The sequence below is a fragment of the Micromonospora sp. WMMD882 genome (genome assembly GCF_027497255.1).
Taxonomy (GTDB): Bacteria; Actinomycetota; Actinomycetes; order Mycobacteriales; family Micromonosporaceae; genus Micromonospora.
On the sequence record NZ_CP114903.1, the window covers coordinates 1,100,640 to 1,122,879 of the forward strand.

The window sequence follows — 22,240 nt, forward strand, 5'->3', positions numbered from 1 at the left end:
GGGCATGGTGGCCGGAGGGCCGGGGTCAGTGGATGGTGCGGCCGTGCGCGTCCGGCACCCCGGACTTGCGGTAGAAGTACGTGTTGATCTGGTCGCGCCACTCGACGGCGTTGCGGAGCTGCTCGTCGAGGCGTTCGCTGACCCGGGCGTGCAGCGCGTCGTCGACCAGGCCGGCGAGCCGCCGCCACCGCTCGCGCATGGTCTCCACCTCGGTCACCCCGGCGAAGTGGGTGTCGTAGATGTGCTGGATGACGGTGACGCCGCTGTGCAGGACGTGCCCGTACGGGACGTGGTGGAAGAACAGCAGCAGCTCGTCGGGGCAGGTCTCGGGTGACTCGTACACCTCGGACCAGGGCGGCGGGTACTGGCCGGTGAAGCCGGTGCCGGTGGCCCGGGTCCGGTCCACGCCCACGCCGTCGCGGTCGGCGAAGTGGTACGTGCCCCACGCGGTGTACTCGTACCCGTCGACGGACGGGCCGTAGTGGTGGTGGGTGGGGCTGACCATGAAGCCCACGCCCAGCGGCGCGGTGTACCGCTCGTACGTCCGCCACGAGTCGTCCATGATCTCGTGCAGGGCGCGTCGGAGCAGGTCGGGATCGGTCACGGCGCCGGCGGGGAAGGTCAGGTCGAGCCACTCGTCGAGGATGTCCTCCGGCGTCAGGGCGGGGTCCCAGGCGAGCCGTCCGAAGGCGTACAGGTTGGCCTGGGCCAGCGGGTGCCCGGTCCAGAACGGGTCCGCGCCGACGTTGGAGACCCCGACCAGGCCACCCCCGGTTCCCGCCGGGGCGCCGGCGGCGAGGTCGGCGACGGTACGACCCTGCGGCCCCCACGGGGCGAAGGCCAGCACCTCGTGCCAGAGCGGGCCCAGGTAGCAGACGTGGCGTTGCTGGCCGGTGTACTCCTGCGTGACCTGCACCTCGACGGCCATTTTCGTGGCCGGCATGGCGGCCAGCACCGGGGAGATCGGCTCGCGGGGCTGGAAGTCGATCGGACCGTACTTGACCTGCACGACGACGTTGTCGTGGAAGCGTCCGTCCAGCGGGGCGAAGTGGTCGTACGCGGCCCGCGCCCGGTCGGTGGTGCGGTCCCGCCAGTCCTGCCGGTGGTTGTAGACGAACGCCCGCCAGCGCACCGTCCCGCCGTGCGGGGCGAGGGCCTCGGCGAGCAGGTTCGCGCCGTCGGCGTGGTCGCGGCCGTAGCCGAACGGGCCGGGCTGGCCCTCCGAGTCGGCCTTCACCACGTACCCGCCGAAGTCGGGGATGCGGGCGTACACGGCCCGGGTGGTCTGCGCCCACCAGGCGCGCACCCGGTCGTCCAGCGGGTCGGCGGTGGGTAGGCCGCCGAGGACCATCGGCGCGGCGAAGCTGACCGACAGGTGCGTGCGCACGCCGTACGGGCGGAGCAGGTCGGCGATCGCGGCGACGTCGCCGAGCCGGTCGGTGAGCAGCCGCGCCTCGGTGGCGTGCACGTTGACGTTGTTCACCGAGATCGCGTTGACCCCGCAGGCGGCCAGCAGCCGGCCGTAGGCGCGGATCCGGTCCGGCTCGTTCCGGGCGGCCCCGTCCCGCCAGAAGATCGAGCCACCGGCGTAGCCGCGTTCGACCTGCCCCATCACCGGGTGCACGTCGACGTTGTCCCAGTGGTCGAGCATCCGCCGGGCCAGCGCCGGGCGGTGCCGTTGCGGCGGGCCGGGCGTGAACGCCGCCGCGCCGAGCCGGACCAGGTGGAACAGCCCGTACAGCAGGCCGGCGGGGGTGTCGGCGAGCAGCGCCGGCACGTCGCCGGAGCGGTCCAGCAGGAAACCCTCGTCGCCGAGCGTGCCGGCCACCTCGCCGGCGACCCTGGCCGCGTGCTCGGGCAGGGGCGCGGCGTCGGTGAGCGCGACCACCAGGTCGACGTCACCGGCGGCGGCGTCGGCGGTGGGGGAGGGGACGGGGGAGGATGCGGGGCCGGTCGACCGGTGGGCCCGGCCGCCGTGCCGGGCGCACGCGGCGGCGACCTCGTCGTACACCGTGTCGACGAGCGGGCCGACGCCGCTCACCAGGACCCGGCGGGCGCCCAGGGCGGCGAACGCCTCCGCCGGCAGCCAGGCCGGATGCCACTGGTCCGGCGAGGGCCCGGGGGTCGACGCGTCGTCTCGGGGCTCGGTCACGCGGTGAACTCCTTCTCGATCGTGTCGATCATCGGGCGGCTGGTCCGGTGGAGCAGGGCGACGAACACCGCGCCCAGCAGCGCGAGCACCGCCTCCGAGCCGACCGCGACGACCCCGGCGGCCAGCGCCAGCAGCGCGGCGTGGCCGATCGTCACGCCCGGCCGGCGGATCAGGAAGTACGCCGCGAGGCGGGCCACGTCCCGGGTCCGGAAGGTGAAACAGGTCGTGATGACCAGGGCGTTGACGCCGGCCAGCAGCGCGGTCACCGCGACGACGACCAGCAGCGCCGACCACCAGCCGGGCAGGCCCACGGCGGCCCGGTGGGCGAGGTTCACCGCGACGACCGTCAGCCACAGCAGCAGCGGCAGCCAGATCCGCGACACCGGGCCGAGGTTGGCCCGCCAGGCCCGCCGGAACACCGCCGCCGGTCGCAGGTCGGTCAGGTCCGGGCGCTGGTGGCGCAGCGTGTGGAGGGCGGCGGCGACAGCCGGACCGAGCGGCGTCAGGCAGAGCGCGGCCAGCGGCAGGTTGCTCCGGTCGCGGTCGAGCAGCACCAGGCCGACCAGGCCGGGCGCGGTGGTGAGCAGCAGCATCAGCTCCACCACCAGCAGGATGTGCACGGTCGCCGCGCCCCGGGCCAGGGGCCCGTCGCCGACCTGCCGGCCGGCGCGCGCGGTGTCGCTCACGGCCGCTCCGCCGCGCCGTCGCCGGGGTCGCCGCCCGGAGCACCGCTGCCCGGAGCGGCGTCGCCGCCCGGAGCGCCGCTGTCCGGGTCGGCGTCGCTGCCCGGAGCGGCGTCGCCGGGGTCGCCGTACAGGCGGGCGTCGTCCCACCAGGGCGGGGTCTCGTCGCGTACCGCGGTGATCTCGACCAGGGTGACCTCGTGCCGGCTCAGCGTGAGGTCGACGGCGACCCGGCCGCCGGCCACCGGCAGGCTCCGGTGGGTACGGGCCGGCTCGGCGGCCTCGCGCAGCGTGTCGAGCTGGCCGGGCCGGGGCGAGGCGGGCCGGCCCAGCTCGCCCCAGGCCCGCCAGGCGTTGCCGTGCTCCTCGCTGACCGAGGAGCGCAGCACGAACGCCGACGTCGCGCCGGAGAGCGGGACGGACAGCGCCACCTCGTGCCGGTCGACCGGGTCGCGGCCGGTGACGTCGACCGGGGCCCAGGCCAGCACGGCGACCCGGCCGGAGGCGTCCCGGGTGACCAGGTGGTCGTCGCCCCGGGCCAGCACCCGGTCACCGAGGCGGGCCATGAACGCGTACAGGTGGTAGGTGGGTTTCTTGATCTGCCGGTGGGTGAGCAGCCCGAACCCGCCGTGGAACAGCGCGGTCGGGATGCCCTGCTCCTCGAACACGTCGCTGAACGTCCAGTACGAGAACGAGTCGACCAGGTCGCCGCCGGCGGCCAGCACCGGGGCGAGGTACGCGGCGTGGAAGGCGGTGTCGTGGATCGGGTTGTCCGGCCGGTAGGAGGAGTTGAACTCGGTGATGTGCACCGGCAGGTCGGCCAGCGCGGTGCCGGCCAGGTGACGGCGGGGCGCGGCGAACTGCTCCAGCAGGTGGGCCGCCGGGGCGAGGGTCTGGTGGGTGCCGAACGGCACGTGCCGCGCCGGGCCGGAGGTGTACGCGTGCCGGCTGACGAAGTCCACCGGGACGTCCCGGGCGGTGACGAACTCGGCGAACGGGGCCAGCCACTCGTCCGCGCCCGGGGAGATGGCCGGGCCGCCGACCTGCAGGCCGGCGTCGACGTCCTTGACGGCGTGCGCGCTCACCTCGTACAGCCGGTGGTAGGCGTCCCGGTCGGCGCGCTGCCAGAAGTCCGGCAGGTTCGGCTCGTTCCACACCTCGATCGGCCAGCGGCGCACCTCGTCCGGTCCGTACCTGTCGACGAGGTGCCCGACGGTGGCCCGGACCAGGTCGGCCCACTCCGTCCAGGACTCCGGCGGGGTGACGTTGCCCCGCCACCAGAACACCGTCTGGTCGCCGGAGGCCAGGTCGGAGGGCATGAACCCCAGCTCCACGAAGGGCCGGACGCCCAGCTCGAGGTACGCGTCGACGACCTGGTCGACGTACGTGAAGGAGTGCCGCACGTGCCGGGCGCCCCGGTGCTCGTACGGGCGGTGCACGCCGACGCCGTCGCTGAGCAGCCCGTGGCCCCGGATGTGCCGGAAGCCGATCTCCCGCTGGACCAGGGCGAGCGAGTCCTGGTAGTCGCGGCGCAGCGCCAGGTCGAACCGGCCGGTGCCGACGCAGACCCGCCACGCGTCGGACAGTCGCCCGGTCGGCTGGTCCGGGACGTGGATCCGCATGGTGGTCCTCTCCTGGTGGGCGCGGGGCGGGCGGGTCCGGGAGCGCCGGACCCGCCCGGGACGTCAGCCGTTCTCCTTCTCGAACCGCTCGTGGGACTTGTTGACGAGGTCGAGGTACTTGTCCAGGTTCTTGCCCTTCAGCTCACCGACGTAGGCGTCCCACTCGCTCAGCGGGCGCTGCCCGAGGATGAACTTGAGGGTGTTCTGGGTGACGTGGTCCTTCAGCGGCGTCTCCCAGAGCGTGGCCTGCTCCCGTTCCTCGTCGGTGAACGGGAACGGCGGCTCGACCTCGATCGGCGTGCGCGCGTTCATCACGTCCTGGAACTGCATCTCCTCGGCGGAGAAGAAGGACTGCACCAGGTCGAGTTTGCCGCCGTAGGCGAACACGCCGTTGCCGAAGCCGAAGTCCTTCTGGAGGTGCTTGCCGCCCTTCGGGTTCAGGCCGACCATGTCGACGTCCGGGGTCAGCGTGCGCTTGCCGGCGGCGTCCTTGCTGAACGTGGTGCCCTCGACGCCCCACTTGGCGAACTCCTGGCCGGCGTCGGAGTAGTAGAGCCAGTCGACGAACTGCATCATCGCCACGAAGTTCTTGCTCTCCCGGGCCTTCGAGGAGATCATCACGCCGTTCTCCAGCCGGCTGGCCGGGTTGATCTCACCGGCCGGGCCGACCGGCAGCGGGATCTTGACCAGTCTCGCGCCGGGCTGGGTCTTGGCCAGGTCCGGCCGGTAGTCGTTGACCAGGCTCTGCGCGTTGGAGGTGATGGCGAAGGACCTGCCGTTGGCGAGCTTCTGCCGGGCCTGGTCGTCGGTCTGGGTGAAGCTCTCCGGGTCCATCAGGCCCTCGGCGACCAGCTTGTGCAGGTACTCGATCATCTGCTTGTACGGCTCGGACGCGCCGGTGTAGACGAACTTCTGCGCCGCCTTGTCCCAGGAGGCGTGCTGGTACGTCCAGCCGCCCTTGGTGCCGTACGCCTCGCCGACGATCCGCAGCAGCGCCCCGCCCGGGGTGGGCTTGCTCCACCGGTCCGAGTACGGGTAGGAGGCCGGGTACTTCGCCTTCATCGCCTTGAGCACGGTGTACAGGTCGTCCCAGGTCTTCGGGACGGGCAGGCCGAGTTGTTCGAGGACGTCGGCGCGCAGCGCCACCGAGTACTCCGCCCAGGGCTTCTCGTGGATGCCGGGCAGCAGGTAGAACTTGCCGTCGGACTGGCGCAGCGTGTCCAGCTCCGGTCGCAGGTTCCAGCGTTCGATCTTGTCCTTCAGGTTGGGCATCAGGTCCAGGTAGTCGCTGACCGGGAGGATCGCGCCGGAGGAGACGAACGCGTTCTCCTGCGGGTGGTACGTCTTCGGGATGATCATCGGCGCGTCGCCGGCGCCGACGAGCAGGCTGCGCTTCTGCTCGTAGTCGCTCAGCGGCACGGCCACCGGCTCCAGTTTGACGTTGGTCCGCTTGGTCAGCTCCGACCAGAACAGCCACTCGTTCTTCAACGGGTACGACGGGTGGTTGTTGTACATGATGGAGAAGGAGAGCGGCTCGGTGGCCTTGAACTGGTCACCCAGCCCGTACTCGGCCATCGCGCCGGCCCGGTTGCCGTCGAGGTCCTCGGCCTCGGCGGCGTCCCCGGAGCAGGCGGCGAGACCGAGGGTGAGCAGACCGGCCGCGACTATCGCCGTACGGCGCCACGTTCGTCGGAACACGGCACGTCCTTTCGTGGAGGTGGTGGGGGAACTGGGGGAGTCAGCCCTTGACCGCGCCGAGCATGACGCCGGACACGAAGTACCGCTGGATGAACGGGTAGACCAGCAGGATCGGCAGCGTGGTGAGCACGATGGTGACGGACTGCAGGGTCGCCGCGGCCTGGAGCGCGTCGTCCTCGCCGACCCCGCCGGCGTTCTGCGCGCCGGTGGCCCCGGCGATCAGGTTGCGCAGGTAGACGGTCACCGGGAAGAGCTCCTGCTGGTCCAGGTAGAGGAACGCGGTGAACCACGAGTTCCAGAACGACACCGCGTAGAACAGCACCATCGTGGCGATGATCGCCTTGGACAGCGGCAGCACGATCCGCAGCAGGATGCCGTACGTGTTGAGGCCGTCGACGGCGGCGGCCTCCTCCAGCTCGGTGGGCAGGCTCTCGAAGAACGCCTTCATCACCAGCAGGTTGAACACGTTGATGGCGTTGGGCACCACCACCGCCCAGATGGTGTTCTTCATGCCCAGGCTGGTGATCAGCACGTAGTTGGGGATCAGGCCGCCGGTGAAGAACATGGTGAACACGGCGACGCCGACCAGCGCGCCCCGCCCCTTGAGCTGCGGCTTGGACAGCACGTACGCGTAGCAGGTGGTCAGCACGATGGAGATGGCCGTGGCGACCACCGTGTACAGCACCGTGTTGCGGTAGTTCGTCCAGAACAGCGAGTCCGACATCACCAACTGGTACGTGGTCAGGTTGAACCCGCGCGGGACCAGGTTCACCCTGCCGGCGATGATCGACGCCTCGTCGCTGAGCGACCGGGCCACGATGGTGACGAACGGGTACAGCGTCACGATCACCACGGCGGTCAGCACGAGCGCGTTGACCGCCTGGAACACCCGGCGGCCCCGGGTCGGTCGGGGGCCGCGCGGCCGGCCCGTCGGTCGGCGTGCGTCGGCGCGCAGGGTCACCACAGGCTCGTCCCCACCGTGCGCTTGGAGATGGTGTTGGCGGTCAGCACCAGGGTCAACCCGATCAGCGCCTCGAACAGGCCGATCGCCGCCGCGTAGCTGAAGTTGCTGGACTCGAAGCCCATCCGGTACAGGTACGTGGAGATCACGTCGGCGGTCGGGTACGTCAGCGGGTTGTACAGCAGCAGGATCTTCTCGAAGCCGACCGCCATGAACGTGCCGATGTTGAGGATCAGCAGGGTGACCATGGTCGGCCGGATCCCGGGCAGCGTCACGTGCCAGGTCTGCCGCCAGCGGCTCGCGCCGTCGATCCGGGCCGCCTCGTACAGGTTGTCGTCGATGGTGGTCAGCGCGGCCAGGTAGAGGATGGTGCCCCAGCCGACGGTCTGCCAGACCTCGGAGGAGACGTAGATGGTGCGGAACCATTCGGCGCGTTGCAGGAACGGCACCGCCTCGCCGCCGAACGCGCCGACGATCTGGTTGACCGTGCCGTCGACCGACACCAACTGCATCACCATCGCGGCCACGATCACGATGGACAGGAAGTGCGGCAGGTAGGACACCGACTGCACGAACCGCTTCAGCCGGCGGGCCCGTACCTCGTTGAGCAGCAGCGCCAGCACGATCGGCAGCGGGAAGCAGAACAGCAGGGTCAGCGCGCCCAGGGTCAGGGTGTTGGTGAACACCTCCCAGAAGGTCGGGTCGGTGAGGAACATCCGCACGTACCGCAGCCCGACCCAGTACTCGCCGAAGATGCTGCCGCCGGGCCGGAACCGGCGGAACGCGATCACGTTGCCGGCCATCGGCAGGTACCGGAAGACCAGGAAGAACAGCAGCGGCAGCACGGCCAGCGAGTAGAGCTGCCAGTCCCGGCGCAGCGCCTGCCGCCAGGTGCGCCGGCGGGGCCGCCGACGCGGGGCCGGGACGGCCGGGGCCGCTGGGGGCGGGGCCGCCGGTGGTGGGCGCAGCGTGTCCGGGGTGCTCATCCTCGGTCTCCTAGGCGGGGGTGACGCGGGTCGTGGACAGCAGCTCCCGCAGGTGTCCGACCTCGCGTTCGACGCCGACGAGCCGCAGCGGCAGGGCGGCGACCACGTCGGCGCTGGACCGGGCCAGTCGCAGCTCCACGTCGCCGGGCTCGACGATGCGCCGGCCGCGCACGCCGGTGAACGAGGTGACGTCGGCGGGCACGGTGAAGGTGACCCGCGCGGCGGCCCCGGCCGCCAGCTCGACCCGGACGTAGCCGACCAGGCGGACCACCGGTCGGGTGGTCTGCGCCACCGGGTCGTGCAGGTAGAGCTGGACGACCTCGGCGCCGGCCCGGTCGCCGGTGTTGGCGACGGTCACCGCCACGTCGACCTGCCCGTCGACCGCCCACCGGGCCGGCTGCGCCGCCCCGGCCCGCGTCGGGTCAGCGCCGTCGGTCGTCGGGTCGGCCGTCGGGTCCGCGCCGTCGGCCGTCGGGTCGGCCGGCGTGGCCAGGACGGCCGGGTCGGTCCAGGCGAACGTGGTGTAGCCGAGCCCGTGACCGAACGGGAAGGCGGGCGTGGGGTCGATCGAGGAGACCTGGGAGCGGTGGCCGAGCCGGGGGGAGAGGTACGTGCCGGGCAGTCCGGCGGAGTCACGGGGCACGCTGACCGGCAACCGGCCGGACGGGTTCACCGCGCCGGTCAGCACCTCGGCGAGCGCCTGCCCGCCCCGCTGGCCGGGGAAGAACGCCTGGACGACGGCGGTGGCGGCGTCGAACTGCGCGCCCAGCGCGTACGGGCGACCGCTGAGCACCACCAGCACTACCGGGGTGCCGGTGGCGACCACGGCCCGGACCAGCTCGGCCTGCACGCCGGGCAGCCGCAGGTCGGGCGCGTCGCACCCCTCGCCGGAGGTGCCCCGGCCGAACATCCCGGCCCGGTCGCCGACGGCCAGCACGCACACGTCGGCCTCGCGGGCCACGTCGACCGCCGCCGCGATGCCGGAGGTGTCGTCGCCGGTGACCGCGCACCCCGGCGCGTACGTCAGGTCGGGGCGCAGCCGGGTGAGCGCCCCGCGCAGCGAGTCGATCTCCACGCCGGTCTCGTGCTCGGGGTGCCGCACCCCGACGTGCAGCGGGAACGAGTAGCAGCCGAGCATCGCCATCGGGTCGTCGGCGACCGGCCCGACCAGCGCGATCCGGCGGTCGGCGGCCAGCGGCAGCAGACCGTCGGTGTTGCGCAGCAGGACGACCGACTCCCGGGCCAGGCGCAGGGCGATGTCCCGGCCCGCCTCGTCGTCGAAGCGCAGCGCGTCGAGGTCCGCGGGGCGGGGCTGCCAGTCCTCGTCGAGCAGGCCCAGCTCGATCTTCTGGGTGAGCACCCGCAGCAGCGCGCGGTCGACCAGCGCCTCGTCGACCGCGCCGGAACGGACCGCCTCGACCAGCCCCGGGCCGAACGCGTCCACGGTGGGCAGCTCGACGTCGATGCCGGCGCGCAACGCCAGCCGGGCGGCGTCCGTGCCGTCGGCGGCCACCCCGTGCAGGGTCTCCAGGAACCGGACGGCGAAGTAGTCGGCGACCAGGATGCCGGTGAACCCCCAGTCGTCCCGGAGCAGCCCGGTCAGCAGGCTCTCGTCGGCGGCCACCGGCATGCCGTCGATCTCCGCGTACGAGTGCATGACCGAGCGCGCCCCGCCCAGCCGCAACGCCATCTCGAACGGCGGCAGGATGACGTCGGCCAGCTCCCGGGGGCCCATCGACACCGGGGCGAGGTTGCGTCCGCCCCGGGAGACCGAGTACCCGGCGAAGTGCTTCAGCGTGGCGACCACCCCGGCGGACTCCAGTCCGCGCACGTACGCCGCGCCGGTCGTCCCGACCAGGTACGGGTCCTCGCCGATGGTCTCCTCGGTGCGGCCCCACCGGTAGTCCCGGGTGACGTCCAGCACCGGGGCCAGGCCCTGGTGCACCCCGGCGGCCCGCATCGACCGGCCGATCCGGTGCGCCATCTGCTCGACCAGCTCCGGGTCGAAGGCGGCGCCCCAGCTCAGCGGGGCCGGGTACACGGTGGCCCGCCAGGCGGCGAGGCCGGTCAGGCACTCCTCGTGGACCTGCGCCGGGATGCCGAACCGGCTGGCCGCCACGATCTGCTCCTGCGACGCGGCCAGCGACCGCGCGCCCTGCGCCGGGTCGACCGGGGCGGTGCCGAACGGCCGGGTGAGCTGACCCAGACCGTGCCGGATCACGTCGGACCACTCCACGGAGTCGTCGACCATGTCGGACTGGTGCGGCGCGACGCCCTCGCCGGAGGCGTCCGCGCCGACCCACACCCCGACCAGTTGGGCGATCTTCTCCTCGACGGTCATCAGCGGCAGGAGCGCGGCGGCCCGTTGCGCCGCCGGCAGGCGCTGGTCGCGCCACCGGTCCGGATGCCGGGAGCGCGGATGGTCGTCGACGGGCAACAGACTCTCCATGCCAAACCCCTTCTGCCGGACCCGGGAGGCGTTCCCGTGCGCGACACGACTCGCGTTGACGCTGTCAAGTTTCGAAAGTTTCGGAAATCGTGACGTTACCTGTGCCGGCAACTTATGGTTCGCATCCAGGGCTGTCAAGGTCTCGAATCGACTGCTCAGCAACAGGTGTCCATAGATCGGGATGCTGGACGGCGATTCCCGCCGCGAGCTGGTCGAACGACAGAGATCAATCCTGAGGATGATCGCGTGATAATATCCGCCGATATATTTCCGGTAACCGGGCGGGTTTTCCCGGTCCGGCCGCCGTCCGCGCCGTTCCGGGAGGATGCGTGCCCTTCTCCGATCTCCCCCTCGACCAGTTGCGGCGGTACGCGCCGGCCGTCGCCGAGCCCGCCGACTTCGACGCGTTCTGGCGGGCCACCCTGCGGGAGGCGGCGACCCTGCCGGTGCTGCTCGACGTCCGGCCCGAGCGGACCGGCCTGCGGCTGGTGGAGACGTTCGACGTCACCTTCGCCGGCTTCGCCGGCGACCCGGTGCGGGCCTGGTACACCCGGCCGGCCGGCGCGGACGGCCCGCTGCCGGCGGTGGTGGAGTACCTCGGCTACGGCCGGGGCCGGGCGCTGCCGCACGAACGGCTGATGTGGCCGGTGGCCGGCTACGCGCACCTGCTGATGGACTCCCGGGGGCAGCACGGCCAGCACAGCGCCGGCGACACCCCGGATCCCCGGCTCGGCGCGCCGGGCGGCCCGTTCCCGGTGACCTGGGGCATCCTCGACCCGCAGAGCTACTACTACAGGCGTCTGATCACCGACGCGGCGCGGGCGGTCGAGGCGGTCCGCGCCCTGCCCGGCGTAGACCCCGCCCGGGTCACGGTCGCCGGGAACAGCCAGGGCGGCGGGCTCGCCCTGGCGGTGGCCGGGCTGGTGCCCGACCTGGCGGCGGTGATCGCCACCGCGCCGTTGCTCTGCGACCTCCAACGGGCGATCGAGCTGACCGACGCCGCGCCGTACGGGGAGATCGGGCGTTACCTGGCCGCCAACCGGGAGGCCGAGGAGACGGTCCGGCGCACGCTGTCCTACGTCGACGGGGTCACCTTCGCCCGGCGGGCGGTCGCGCCCGCGCACTTCGGGATCGGCCTGCGCGACGACGTCACCCCGCCGCGCACCGGGTTCGCCGCCTACAACCAGTACGGCGCGGCCAACGGCCGGCCGACGCCGCCCCCGCGCGAGATGCACGTCTACCCGTTCAACGGGCACGAGGGCGGCGAGGCCGTGCAGCAGCGCCGACAGGTGGGCTGGCTGGCGTCGACGCTCGCCGGGTCGGCGGACGACGCTCCCGCGCCGCTGGCCGCCGGCCGGCCATGACCCCCGCCGCCCGCCCGAGCGGCCTCACCAGGGGTGCACGGAGCCGTCCTCCAGCCGGTTGACCGGCAGGTACGCGGGAGAGTAGGGGTACCCGGCGGCGGCCTCCTCGTCGATGTCCACCCCGAGACCGGGCGCCTCGCCGGGGTGCAGGTATCCGTCGGCGAAGCGGTACTCGTGCGGGAACACCGCGTCGGTCTCCGGGGTGTGCCGCATGTACTCCTGCAACCCGAAGTTGGGAATGGCGATGTCCAGGTGCAGCGCGGCGGCCATGCAGACCGGGGAGAGGTCGGTGGCCCCGTGGGAGCCGCTGCGCACGTGGTGCAGGGCGGCGTAGTCGAAGATCCGCCGCAGGTGGGTGATGCCCCCGGCCCGCACCACGGTGGTCCGGACGTAGTCGATGAGCTGCTCGCGGATGAGCGTGGTGACGTCCCAGACGGAGTTGAACACCTCCCCGGTGGCGATCGGCGTGGTGGTGTGCTGCCGGATCAGCCGGAACCCCTCCTGGAACTCGGCCGGCACCGGATCCTCCATCCAGGTCAGCGCGTACGGCTCCAGGCTGCGGCCGAGCCGGGCCGCCTCGATCGGGGTGAGCCGGTGGTGCACGTCGTGCAGCAGGCGCAGGGTGGGACCGAACTCCTCGCGTACCCGGGCGAACACCGTGGGGACGTGGGCGAGGTAGCGCTCGGTGGACCAGACCGTCTCGGTGGGCCGGGCCGCGTCGGCCGGCTCGTAGAACATCTTGTCCGCGCTGACCCCGTAGGTCTTCGCCAGGCCGGGCACGCCGCTCTGCACCCGCACCGCCCGGTAGCCGAGGTCGACGAAGCGGGCCACCTCGGCGAGCGCCTCCTCCACCGTCTCGCCGTTGGCGTGGCCGTACACCGTGACGCCCTCCCGGGAGCGGCCGCCGAGCAGTTGGTAGACCGGTAGCCCGGCGACCTTGCCCAAGATGTCCCACAGGGCGGTGTCCACGGCCGCGACGGCGCTCATGGTGACCGGCCCGCGCCGCCAGTACGCGCCCTGGTAGAGGTACTGCCAGGTGTCCTCGATGCGGGCCGGGTCCCGGCCGATCAGCAGCGGCACGACGTGGTCGCGCAGGTACGACGCCACCGCCAGCTCGCGGCCGTTGAGGGTGGCGTCCCCGACGCCGGTGACGCCCTCGTCGGTGACGATCTTCAGGGTGACGAAGTTCCGGCCGGGGCAGGTGACGATGACCCGGGCATCCGTGATCTTCACTCGGTCTCCTCAGTCGACGGTCACCGGCGGGCGGCGGGACGCGTGCCTCAGGAGGGCGTCCGCGGCCGGTGTCGGCAGCCGCGGGACCGAAAGTTTCGGTCCCCGGCGGCGGGGCGGTGTGGCGGCGCCGGCCATCATCGCACGCGTCCCGTCGTGCTGACGTGGGATGGTCCCGGGCGCCGGGGGTCGACGGTGGCCGGGGCGCGGTCGGCGTACGGCGACCGGAGGGAGCTGTCCGGTCGTTGAGTTTTCGGTCGTGTTTCGCTACCGTGCCGATGCAAGGGCTTCGATCTACCCACGGTGGTCGAGTGACCGCGACCGTCGACGTGGCTTCCGGGCGACCACGTCGAGGCGGGCCGGCGCCGTGGTGGGGCAGTGGTCGAGGTGACCGTACGCAACCGCACCGTTCTTCGAAAGGCGCCTGCCATGAGAAATCTGTTCGCCCGCGACAGCGGGCGTCCGCTTACCCGCACCCGGTCACGCGCGCTGATGTCGGCCGCCGTGGGTGTCGCGCTCGTCGCCACGACTGTGATGGTCGCCTCCAGCGCCAGCGCCGGCACGACCCTGGCCACCGCGGCCGGCGAGTCCGGCCGCTACTTCGGCACCGCGGTGGCGGCGAACAAACTCTCGGACTCGACCTACGTGGGAATCCTGAACCGGGAGTTCAACTCGGTCACCGCGGAGAACGAGATGAAGATGGACGCGACCGAGCCGCAGCAGGGTCGCTTCAGCTTCACCAACGCCGACCGGATCGTCAACCACGCCCGAGCGCAGGGGATGATGGTGCGGGGGCACGCCCTGGCCTGGCACTCCCAGCAGCCGGGCTGGATGCAGAGCATGGAGGGCTCCGCGCTGCGGCAGGCGATGATCAACCACATCAACGGGGTCGCCGGCTACTACAAGGGCAAGATCCACTCCTGGGACGTGGTGAACGAGGCGTACGCCGACGGCAGCAGTGGCGCCCGGCGGGACTCCAACCTCCAGCGCACCGGCAACGACTGGATCGAGGTGGCGTTCCGCACCGCGCGGGCCGCCGACCCGGGCGCGAAGCTCTGCTACAACGACTACAACATCGACGACTGGACGCACGCCAAGACCCAGGGCGTCTACCGGATGGTCCAGGACTTCAAGCAGCGCGGCGTGCCGATCGACTGCGTCGGCTTCCAGTCGCACTTCAACGCCAACTCGCCGGTGCCCGCCAACTACCAGACCACGCTGTCCAGCTTCGCCGCGCTCGGCGTCGACGTCCAGATCACCGAGCTGGACATCGAGGGCTCCGGCCAGGCCCAGGCCGACAACTACAGCCGGGTGGTGCGGGCCTGCCTGGCGGTGTCCCGCTGCACCGGCATCACCGTCTGGGGCATCCGGGACACCGACTCCTGGCGCTCCTACGGCACGCCGTTGCTCTTCGACGGCAACGGCAACAAGAAGGCGGCGTACACCTCGACGCTGAACGCCCTCAACGCCGGCGGCACCACCCCGCCGCCCACCACGCCTCCGGTCACCACCCCGCCGCCCACCACGCCGCCGGTGACGCCGCCGCCCACCACCCCGCCGGTCACGCCGCCGCCGCCCGGCTGCTCGGCCACGGTGTCGCTGAACTCGTGGACCGGTGGTTTCGTGGCCACGGTGAAGGTCACCGCCGGCTCCTCGGCCCTCAGAGGCTGGGTGGTGGGCATCACCCTGCCCTCCGGCACCACGGTCACCAACACCTGGAGCGCGCAGGCCAGCGGCGCCAGCGGAACGGTGAACTTCCGTAACGTCGACTACAACGGCAGCGTCGGCGCCGGGGCGACCACCGAGTTCGGTTTCCAGGGCAACGGGACCGGCCCGACCGGCACCCCCGTCTGCGCCGCCTCCTGACCGACCCGTCGACCCACGCGTCGACCCGAGAAGCACGACCCCGGGGCGGGACGGCGACCACGCCGTCCCGCCCCGCCGGGTTCCTCGCCGCCGGCTGGTCCGGGCGAGCAACCTGGAAGGTGCGGCCGGCAGGCCGGGGTGCGACCGTACGGTGTGCGTGATCAGGCGGGTCAGGAGCGCTGGCGGCAGGTCCGCGCGGCGGCGCGGCGCAGCGCCGCCGCCTTCGTCGAGCTCGTCCAGGCGCCGGGCGCCGCGCGGGTGCTGGTCACGGCGGAGTGGACCGTGGCGGACACCGCGGCCCATCTGCTCTCCATCGCCACCCACTACGTGTCGGTGCTCGACGCGGACGCCGAGCCGTTACCCGTGCCCGACCTCGGTGGCCTGCTCGCCGCCACCACCGTGGACACCCTCTCCGAGGCCAACCGGGTGGTCCTGGGTCACCTGCCCGAACGTGACCCGGCGGCGCTGGCCCGGAGCCTGACGGCCGCCGTCGACCGCTTCCTCGCGCTCAGCCGGCAGGCCGACCCGGAGCGGGTGGTGCCGTGGCTCGGGCAGTCCCTGGTGACCGTCGCCGGGATCCACGCCCACCTCGTCAACGAGCTGCTCGTCCACGGCTGGGACGTGGCCCGGGCGCTCGGCCGGCCCTGGCGGTTGCCCGACGAGGAGGCGGCGCTGTTCCTGGAGCTGTTCCTGCTGGGAATGTTCCGCCGCGACCACGGCGTGCTGTTGGAGACCGGGGCCCGCACGTCGTCCCGGCCGATCACCGTCGAGTTCCGCTCGGCGCACACCACCGCGGTCCGGCTGGTGCTGACCGGCCGGCGGGTCCGGGTCGCCGTCGACGACCCCCCGGTGGACGCGCGGGTGACGTTCCGACCCGCCGGGCTCAACCTGATGCTGTTCGGCCGGGTCGGGCTGCTGCGGTCGCTGCTGCGGCGGGACGTCGTCCTCGGCGGGCCCCGGCCCTGGCTGCTGCCCGCCTTCCTGCGCGTCGTCCACCTGCCCCGCAACTGACCGCGCCGCCGGTCCGGAACTGACCGCGCGGCCGGTCCGGGCCGCGAATGACCGCGCGGCCCCGGCCCCGGCCGCGACCGGCCGGGACCGGGGCCGTCCGCTGCTCAGTCCGACTGCCGGGCGGCCCGTTCCCGGTCGGCGTCCGCGTCGTCCGCCCCGACCGGGACGCCCGCGCCGTCGCGGGTCGCCCCGGACAGGTCGACGTCCGCGCCCCCGGCCCGGGCCGCGTCGGCCGCCGCGTCGTCCGCGCCGACGATCTCACCGCCGCTCTCCCGGCCCTCGTCACCCTCGGTGGGCCAACCGGTCGACGCCAGCCCCAGCGCCGCGTACCTCGGATCGGTGGTCATGTCGTCCTCCTCCTTCGCTGCTACCTCGGAGAACGGCATACCCGGGCGGAGCCGACCCCACACCGGGGACGGTCGGTGACCGTACCCTCCCGGCCCCGCTACGCAGTTGTACGGGCTGGTCGCCACCGGGGTAGCCGTCCACAGTGGTGGTCAGGACAGCGGCCCGCCACCTCCCCTCGACAGCGCGGTCCCGGCCGGGCCGGTCCGTCCGCACGACACACCTCACCCAGCGGAAGCCGTGCGCCGACAGCCCACCGGGCGGCAGGGAGTCCCATCGTGATCGATACGGAAATTCAGCAGCGGATCACCCAGGCCCTCGCCGGACGGCACGGCCAGCAACGGTTCGTCGACGACCTCGCGGCGGCCTGGACCTCCCTGGTCGAGACGTTCGACCAACTCGTGGCGGCGGTGGAGAACGGCCGGACGTCGGCCCGCGCGACGAACGCGCCGTACGCCGACCCGGTCGACGACGCCCTCACCGGTCTGCTCGGCGACCCGACCGCCGCGACCCGGATCGACCGGCTCCGGCAGCGGCTGGCCGACGCCGGCCGGCAGGTCGACGCGGTCCGCGCCCGGGTCCGCCGGGAGACCGTGAACATCGGCGTCATCGGCGGCACCAAGGTCGGCAAGAGCACCCTGCTGCGGACCATCACCGACCTGCCCGACACCGTGATCCCGACGACCAGGTTCAACCCGACCACCGCGGCGACCAGCCGGATCTACCACACCCTGGGCGAGCCCCGGGCGACGCTGGACCTGCACACCTGGGAATCGTTCCGGGACTCGTACCTGGCCCCGCTGCACGACCTGGCCGGCCTCGACGCCGTGCCGGCGGACCCGGAGGCGTTCCGCCGCTTCCCCTACCCGCAGCCGGGCAGCGAGCAGGCCGGTCACGCCCGGGTGGACGACTACCTGCGCAAGCTGCGCGCCGCCCAGGTCTCCTTCGCCAGCTACGCCCACCTGCTGCGCGGACCCCGACGGACGATCACCGTGGAGTTCGCCCGGTTGCGGCCGTTCGTCGCCTACCCGGACGTCGAGGAGGGCGACCCGGTGGAGGTCCAGCCGTTCCACGCGGTGCGCAGCGTCCGGATCGACCAGACCTTCCCCGAGTTCGCCGCGGCCAGGCTCGGCCTGATCGACCTGCCCGGCGCGCGCGAGGCGGGACTCGACATCGACCGGCAGTTCCTGAGCCGGGTCAAGAACGAGATCGACCTGCTGGTGTCGGTCAAGCGCGGGGACACGACGACCGCCACGTACCTCGCCGATGACTCCTACACCCGGTCGTTGGCCGACTCGGCCCGCGCCGGCGTGCCGCTGGAGGACTACTACCTGGTGGTGGTCAACCGGGACGCGGAACACGACCCGAACGGGGACTACTTCGCCAACACCGTCAAGAGCGTCGCCGAGATCTCCCGGGAGCGGAACATCCGGGTGCTGACCGCCGACGTCGTCGACCGCGACGACGTCTTCGCCCACCTGGTGCGACCGGTGCTGGAGCACCTGTCGGCCCGGCTGGCCGAGATGGACCGGGCCGTCGTGCGGGAGGCCCTCACCCTCGTCACGGCCGTCGCCGGTGAGATCGCCGGGTACGCCGACGAGGCGCTGGACCGCTCCCGGGATCTGACCCGGCTGCTGCCCGACCAGGAGAACGAGTTCCGCAACCTGGCCGAGCAGCTCCGCGACGACCTCGCCAACGACCTCGCGGCGCTGATCGACAGGTACGACGGACGGCTCGCCTCCGGGCAGGCCGACCTCGCCCTGGAGACGGCGATCGACGACGCCGTCGAGCAGGCCCGCGAGTGGGTGCGTGCCGGCCTCGGCCGGGGGGACCGCAACCGGTGGACGACGGCCGTCCAGGGCCGGTACATCTACGGCTCCCTCGAGGCCACGCAGGACGAGTACTACCGGGCCAAGACCGAGATCACCGAGATCTTCAGCCGGATCGACGTCTCGCTGGACGAGTCGGTCGAGCGGCTGCTGGAGGACGTCGCGGAGGTGCTGCGCGGCCGGCTGACGACACACCTGGTGCCGGCCGGACCGCAGGCGCTGACGCAGTTGCGGGACACCGCGGAGAGCCGCCGGGCGTTGATCCTGCGGGACGCCCTGCGGCAGCTCTGCCAGCTCAAGGTGGACTACGGCAGCGTGGTGCTGCGGGTGACCCAGCCGATCATCCGGGGCATCCACTGGGACCGGACGCCGGGCGTCCCGGCCCCGGTCACCGGCCCGCCGTCCGGGCGGCCCGGCCCCGGCGCGGCCCCGCTCGCCGCCCCGGCCCCGATGACCGCCCCGGCTCCGGGGCCAGGGGCGACCCGGCCGCCGGCCGCCCGGGTGGGCCGACCGGCCGCCGCCGGGCAGTGGGTCAGGATGCCCGACGGGTCGCTGGCCCGGAACCCGGCCGCGACGACGGCCGCCCCGCCGGTCGCCACCTCGGCGTCGACCCCGCCGGCCCCGGCCCCCGCGCCGGCCCCGCCCGTCCCGCCGGCGCGTCCGTCCCCGGTCGCGCCCGGCGCGGCGGACCCGGCCGGGCCGGTCGGCGGTGGCGTGCAGGCGGCGGCGCGACGGGGCGTGTCCAGCCTGTACGACGAGGTGACCGCCGTCGTCGACGGGTGCGTGACCGAGCTGGAGGCCGCCCTGCGCGACGAGACCCGGGTTATGGCCCGGACCCTCGCGGCGGCGGCCGACCGGTTCTTCGACACCGCCATCCGGACCAATCACACCGAGCGCGACTACGAGTACCTGTGCCGGCCGTACCAGCGGGTGGTCTGGCCGGACCGGTTCGACGGCGGCGTGGCCCGCCTCGGCGCGGACCTGGCCCGGACGCAGGACCAGGCCCGGTTGACCGCGGCGGCCGTGGAGGCGGTCCGCCGGCTCGCCGGTGGGCCGCACCTGCCGCCGGTCCCGGAGTCGACGTGAGCGCCGCGGGCCCGCCCCGGGAGCTGCGCCGGGCCGACCTGGGTGAGCTGGGCGACGAGCTGGGCTCGGGTGGGCAGGCGGTCGTCCACGACCTGCCCGGGCTGACCCTGCCGGACGCGCCCGGCCGGCTCGTCTACAAGGAGTACCGGCCCGGCCTGGCCCCCCGCGCCCGGGACATGCACGACCTGATCGCGTTGCGCGCCAACCTCGACGAGCCCGAGCGGCGGCGTCTCGACGCCTGTGCCGCGTGGCCGCTGCGCGTGGTCGGCGACGACCGGGGGATCCGGGGCGTCCTGCTGCCCCGGATCCCGGACTCCTTCTTCCAGCCGGTCACCCTGCCCAGCGGCCGGCGCAGGGAGATCCCCCGGGAGGCGCAGCACCTCTTCGTCGACGCCGACCGCTGCCGCCGGATCGGCATGCCGACGCCCACGCCACGCCAACGGCTGCGGATCTGCCGCGACTTCGCCGCCGCCCTGGCGTTCCTGCACGGGCCCCCGCTCGACGTGGTGTTCGGTGACCTCAACGCGAAGAACGAGCTGTTCCGGCTCGACGCCGAGCCGACGGTGCTCCTCGTCGACTGCGACGCGGTACGGGTCCGGGGCAGCGTGACCGGGTCACGTCAGCTCGACGCGCCGGACTGGGCCGCGCCGGAGGCGCCGGACGCGCTCAGTCGACACACCGACCTGTACAAGCTCGGGCTGTTCGTGCTGCGCTGCCTGACCCCGGGCACGCAGGCGTCCACCCGCACCGACCCCGCGTACGCGGCCGGGGCGCTCGACCCCGGGGGCGTCGCGCTGCTCACCGCCGCCCTGACCGGGCCGCCCGCGAAGCGGCCCACCGCCGAGGAGTGGCTGCGCCACCTGAGTTGGGCCCTCGGCGAGCCGTTGACGCCACCCACCCTGGACCGGGTGACGCCGGACCGCACCCTGGTCCCGGCCGGCGCGACGGTGACCGTCCGGTGGGTCGCCCACCACGCCGACACCGTCGAGGTGGGCGTGCCCGGCGGTGACGCCGTCCGGGTCGACGGGCGGGCCGGCGCCGGCAGCGTACGGCTGCGGCCAACCGGTAGCGGACCGCTGCGGGTGCTTGCCGGCAACCGCCGTGGCGTCACCGAAGGGTGGACGCCGCCGGTCGCCGTGCTGGACGCCTCCCGGTGGACGGACCTGCCGGTGCCGATGCCCCACGTGCCGTGGCCCGACGGGTGGTTTCCGGCGCTGCCGGACCTCGGGCCGGCGCTGGCCGGGGCGGGGCCCCGGGTCGACGAGGATCCGCCGCCGTCGCTGGTGGCCGCGCCGCCCCCGTTGGTCGCGCTCACCGGCACCGACGATCCGCCGCCCGGGTTCCCGACACCCGTACCCGCCCCGGTCCCCCGGTTCGACGTCGACGGCGGGCCGGTCGACGTGGTGTCGATCCTCACCGCCGGCCCGGATCTCGACTTCTCCCCGCCCGGGGAAGAGGGTCGGTCCTCCCCGCCCGGCGGAGCGGCCCGGCTCTTCAGGCGCGGCGGAAGGGGTCGGTTCTCCGGGCGCGGCGGGGTCCGGCTCCTCGGGCGCGGCGGAAGGGGGCGGCGATGAGAGTGGGGCACCTGCCGGCCTGGCTGGGCGGTGGGCAACGGGACGTCCTCGCCGTGGCGCCCGGCGACGCCACCAGGTACGGCGCGATGGGCGCCGTCCTGATCGGCACCGCCTCGGTGGCCGCGCTGTCCGCCGCCTTCGCGCTGCACACGGCGGTGCGGCTGCCGATGCCGGCGGCGTTGGCGGTGGGCGTGCTGTGGGGGCTGCTCGTGCTCAGCCTGGACCGGATGCTGGTGGTGACCATGGCCCGGCAGGCCGGCTTCTGGCGTAACCTCGCCGCCGCCCTGCCCCGGCTGGCGCTGGCCCTGGTCATCGGCGCGGTCGTCTCGGCGCCCCTGGTGCTGCGGATCTTCGAACCGGAGATCGACAGCGAGCTCCAGGTAATGCACGCCGAGCACGTGATCGACAACCAGAGGACGCTCGACGCGCAGTACGCGGACATCCCGGTGACGCAGCAGAAGGTCGCCGAGCTCCAGGCCGTCGTCAACGGCCGCGGCCAGCCCAACGTCAGCGACGACCCGGACGTGCGGGCGGCGCGGGCCACGCTCGCGGCGGCCCAGCGGGCGTACGACGACGCCGCCCGCCGGGCCCAGTGTGAGCTGGACGGCAGTTGCGGCAGCGGCAGCGCCGGCCGGGGACCGGCCTGGCGGGCGGCGAAGGCCCTGGCCGACCGGGCGTCGGCCCGGCTGACCACGGTCCGGCAGGAGACGAGCCGGATCGAACAGGCCACCGCCGAGCGGATCGACGGGGACGCCGCGACCGCCCGGGCGGCGGCCGGGCGGGAGCTGGCGACGCTGCTGCCGGGACTGACCGCCCGGGTCCAGGAGCGGGACGCCGCCCAGCGGCGGCTCACCGACGTCGAGCAGCGCAACAGCGGTCTGCTGGCCAGACTGGAGGCGCTGGACCGGCTCACTGCCGGCCGGCCGACCCTGGCCGTGGCGCACTGGGCGCTGATCGCCCTGTTCGCCAGCGTCGAACTCCTGCCGGTGGTGGCCAAGCTGCTGTCGGCGGGCGGCCCGCCCAGCCTCTACGAGCAGTTGGTGACCCGACGCGAGCACGACGTGCTCGACGACGAGCAGCTCCGCTCGGACCGGCGACGGCAGATCGTCGCCGTCCGCGCCGACGTCCGGACGCGGCTGGAGCAGCACCGCGCCGACCTTCAGGTCTCGGTCGGCCGGGAGGCCAACGCGCGGCTCGCCGCCACGCAGCAGGAGGTCGCCGACCGGGCCGTCGCGGTGTGGGGGGAGGTGGCGAAGCGGCGTACCGACGAGGAGCTGGCGCGCTGGTACGCCCGGCACCTCGGGACCCGACCGGACGTGCCGCCGACCCCGCCCGAGGACCGTAACGGCGGGCAGCCGTAGCCCGTCACCCCGTCACGAGAGGA

15 protein-coding genes are annotated in these 22,240 nt (G+C 73.5%); 6 read left to right on the forward strand and 9 right to left on the reverse strand.

What is annotated here, in order from left to right; translation table 11 throughout:
• Nucleotides 1-25 precede the first annotated feature (25 nt).
• From O7606_RS04135 to O7606_RS04165, 7 genes are all read right to left on the reverse strand, one after another.
• Nucleotides 26-2,152 carry an alpha-glucuronidase gene (locus O7606_RS04135; RefSeq protein WP_281597672.1) on the reverse strand — a complete coding sequence of 709 codons (2,127 nt, stop codon included), beginning with the start codon at nucleotides 2,150-2,152 and terminating at the stop codon, nucleotides 26-28.
• Nucleotides 2,149-2,838 carry a DUF624 domain-containing protein gene (locus O7606_RS04140; RefSeq protein WP_281597673.1) on the reverse strand — a complete coding sequence of 230 codons (690 nt, stop codon included), beginning with the start codon at nucleotides 2,836-2,838 and terminating at the stop codon, nucleotides 2,149-2,151. The genes O7606_RS04135 and O7606_RS04140 overlap by 4 nt, the downstream gene beginning before the upstream one ends.
• Nucleotides 2,835-4,457, reverse strand: coding sequence for a xylan 1,4-beta-xylosidase (locus O7606_RS04145; RefSeq protein ID WP_281597674.1), 1,623 nt, complete (start codon nucleotides 4,455-4,457; stop codon nucleotides 2,835-2,837). The genes O7606_RS04140 and O7606_RS04145 overlap by 4 nt, the downstream gene beginning before the upstream one ends.
• 63 nt (nucleotides 4,458-4,520) lie before the next feature.
• Entirely contained in the window at nucleotides 4,521-6,155 is a 1,635-nt protein-coding gene (locus O7606_RS04150) for an extracellular solute-binding protein (protein ID WP_281597675.1), read from the reverse strand.
• Nucleotides 6,156-6,195: 40 nt separating this feature from the next.
• Nucleotides 6,196-7,116, reverse strand: coding sequence for a carbohydrate ABC transporter permease (locus O7606_RS04155; protein ID WP_281597676.1), 921 nt, complete (start codon nucleotides 7,114-7,116; stop codon nucleotides 6,196-6,198).
• Nucleotides 7,113-8,102, reverse strand: a complete 990-nt coding sequence (locus O7606_RS04160) for an ABC transporter permease subunit (protein WP_281597677.1) — start codon at nucleotides 8,100-8,102, stop codon at nucleotides 7,113-7,115. The genes O7606_RS04155 and O7606_RS04160 overlap by 4 nt, the downstream gene beginning before the upstream one ends.
• Nucleotides 8,103-8,112: 10 nt before the next feature.
• Entirely contained in the window at nucleotides 8,113-10,551 is a 2,439-nt protein-coding gene (locus O7606_RS04165) for a glycoside hydrolase family 3 N-terminal domain-containing protein (RefSeq protein ID WP_281597678.1), read from the reverse strand.
• 329 nt (nucleotides 10,552-10,880) lie between these two features.
• Between O7606_RS04165 and O7606_RS04170 the strand changes: the two genes are divergently transcribed.
• Nucleotides 10,881-11,915 (forward strand): acetylxylan esterase, encoded by a 1,035-nt coding sequence (locus O7606_RS04170; protein ID WP_281597679.1) that lies wholly within the window; start codon nucleotides 10,881-10,883, stop codon nucleotides 11,913-11,915.
• 24 nt (nucleotides 11,916-11,939) lie between these two features.
• Here O7606_RS04170 and manD read toward each other — a convergent pair whose 3' ends face one another.
• Entirely contained in the window at nucleotides 11,940-13,148 is a 1,209-nt protein-coding gene (gene manD, locus O7606_RS04175) for a D-mannonate dehydratase ManD (RefSeq protein ID WP_281597680.1), read from the reverse strand.
• A gap of 426 nt (nucleotides 13,149-13,574) precedes the next feature.
• On the opposite strand from manD, the gene O7606_RS04180 reads away from it, so the two are divergent.
• Entirely contained in the window at nucleotides 13,575-15,011 is a 1,437-nt protein-coding gene (locus O7606_RS04180) for an endo-1,4-beta-xylanase (RefSeq protein WP_281597681.1), read from the forward strand.
• Between the two features lie 153 nt (nucleotides 15,012-15,164).
• Nucleotides 15,165-16,022 carry a maleylpyruvate isomerase N-terminal domain-containing protein gene (locus O7606_RS04185; RefSeq protein WP_281597683.1) on the forward strand — a complete coding sequence of 286 codons (858 nt, stop codon included), beginning with the start codon at nucleotides 15,165-15,167 and terminating at the stop codon, nucleotides 16,020-16,022.
• A 104-nt stretch (nucleotides 16,023-16,126) separates the two neighbouring features.
• On the opposite strand, the gene O7606_RS04190 is transcribed toward O7606_RS04185, so the two are convergent.
• Complete coding sequence (locus O7606_RS04190; protein WP_281597685.1) at nucleotides 16,127-16,369, reverse strand: hypothetical protein; 243 nt, start codon at nucleotides 16,367-16,369, stop codon at nucleotides 16,127-16,129.
• Nucleotides 16,370-16,645: 276 nt separating this feature from the next.
• Between O7606_RS04190 and O7606_RS04195 the strand changes: the two genes are divergently transcribed.
• From O7606_RS04195 to O7606_RS04205, 3 genes are read left to right on the forward strand one after another with little or no spacing between them, the layout of a single operon-like run.
• Complete coding sequence (locus O7606_RS04195) at nucleotides 16,646-19,282, forward strand: hypothetical protein (RefSeq protein WP_281597686.1); 2,637 nt, start codon at nucleotides 16,646-16,648, stop codon at nucleotides 19,280-19,282.
• On the forward strand, nucleotides 19,279-20,856 hold the full coding sequence (locus O7606_RS04200; RefSeq protein ID WP_281597688.1) for a hypothetical protein: 1,578 nt from the start codon (nucleotides 19,279-19,281) through the stop codon (nucleotides 20,854-20,856). The genes O7606_RS04195 and O7606_RS04200 overlap by 4 nt, the downstream gene beginning before the upstream one ends.
• On the forward strand, nucleotides 20,853-22,217 hold the full coding sequence (locus tag O7606_RS04205; RefSeq protein ID WP_281597689.1) for a DUF4407 domain-containing protein: 1,365 nt from the start codon (nucleotides 20,853-20,855) through the stop codon (nucleotides 22,215-22,217). Before O7606_RS04200 ends, O7606_RS04205 begins: the two co-directional genes overlap by 4 nt.
• Nucleotides 22,218-22,240 lie beyond the last annotated feature (23 nt).

What these genes read in the sequence shown, in the direction of transcription:
- O7606_RS04145 (WP_281597674.1), bottom strand. Translation starts at nt 4,457, where the DNA reads ATGCGGATCCACGTCCCGGACCAGCCGACCGGGCGACTGTCCGACGCG.
- O7606_RS04160 (WP_281597677.1), bottom strand. Translation starts at nt 8,102, where the DNA reads ATGAGCACCCCGGACACGCTGCGCCCACCACCGGCGGCCCCGCCCCCA.
- O7606_RS04165 (WP_281597678.1), bottom strand. Translation starts at nt 10,551, where the DNA reads ATGGAGAGTCTGTTGCCCGTCGACGACCATCCGCGCTCCCGGCATCCG.
- O7606_RS04180 (WP_281597681.1), top strand. Translation starts at nt 13,575, where the DNA reads ATGAGAAATCTGTTCGCCCGCGACAGCGGGCGTCCGCTTACCCGCACC.
- O7606_RS04190 (WP_281597685.1), bottom strand. Translation starts at nt 16,369, where the DNA reads ATGACCACCGATCCGAGGTACGCGGCGCTGGGGCTGGCGTCGACCGGT.
- O7606_RS04205 (WP_281597689.1), top strand. Translation starts at nt 20,853, where the DNA reads ATGAGAGTGGGGCACCTGCCGGCCTGGCTGGGCGGTGGGCAACGGGAC.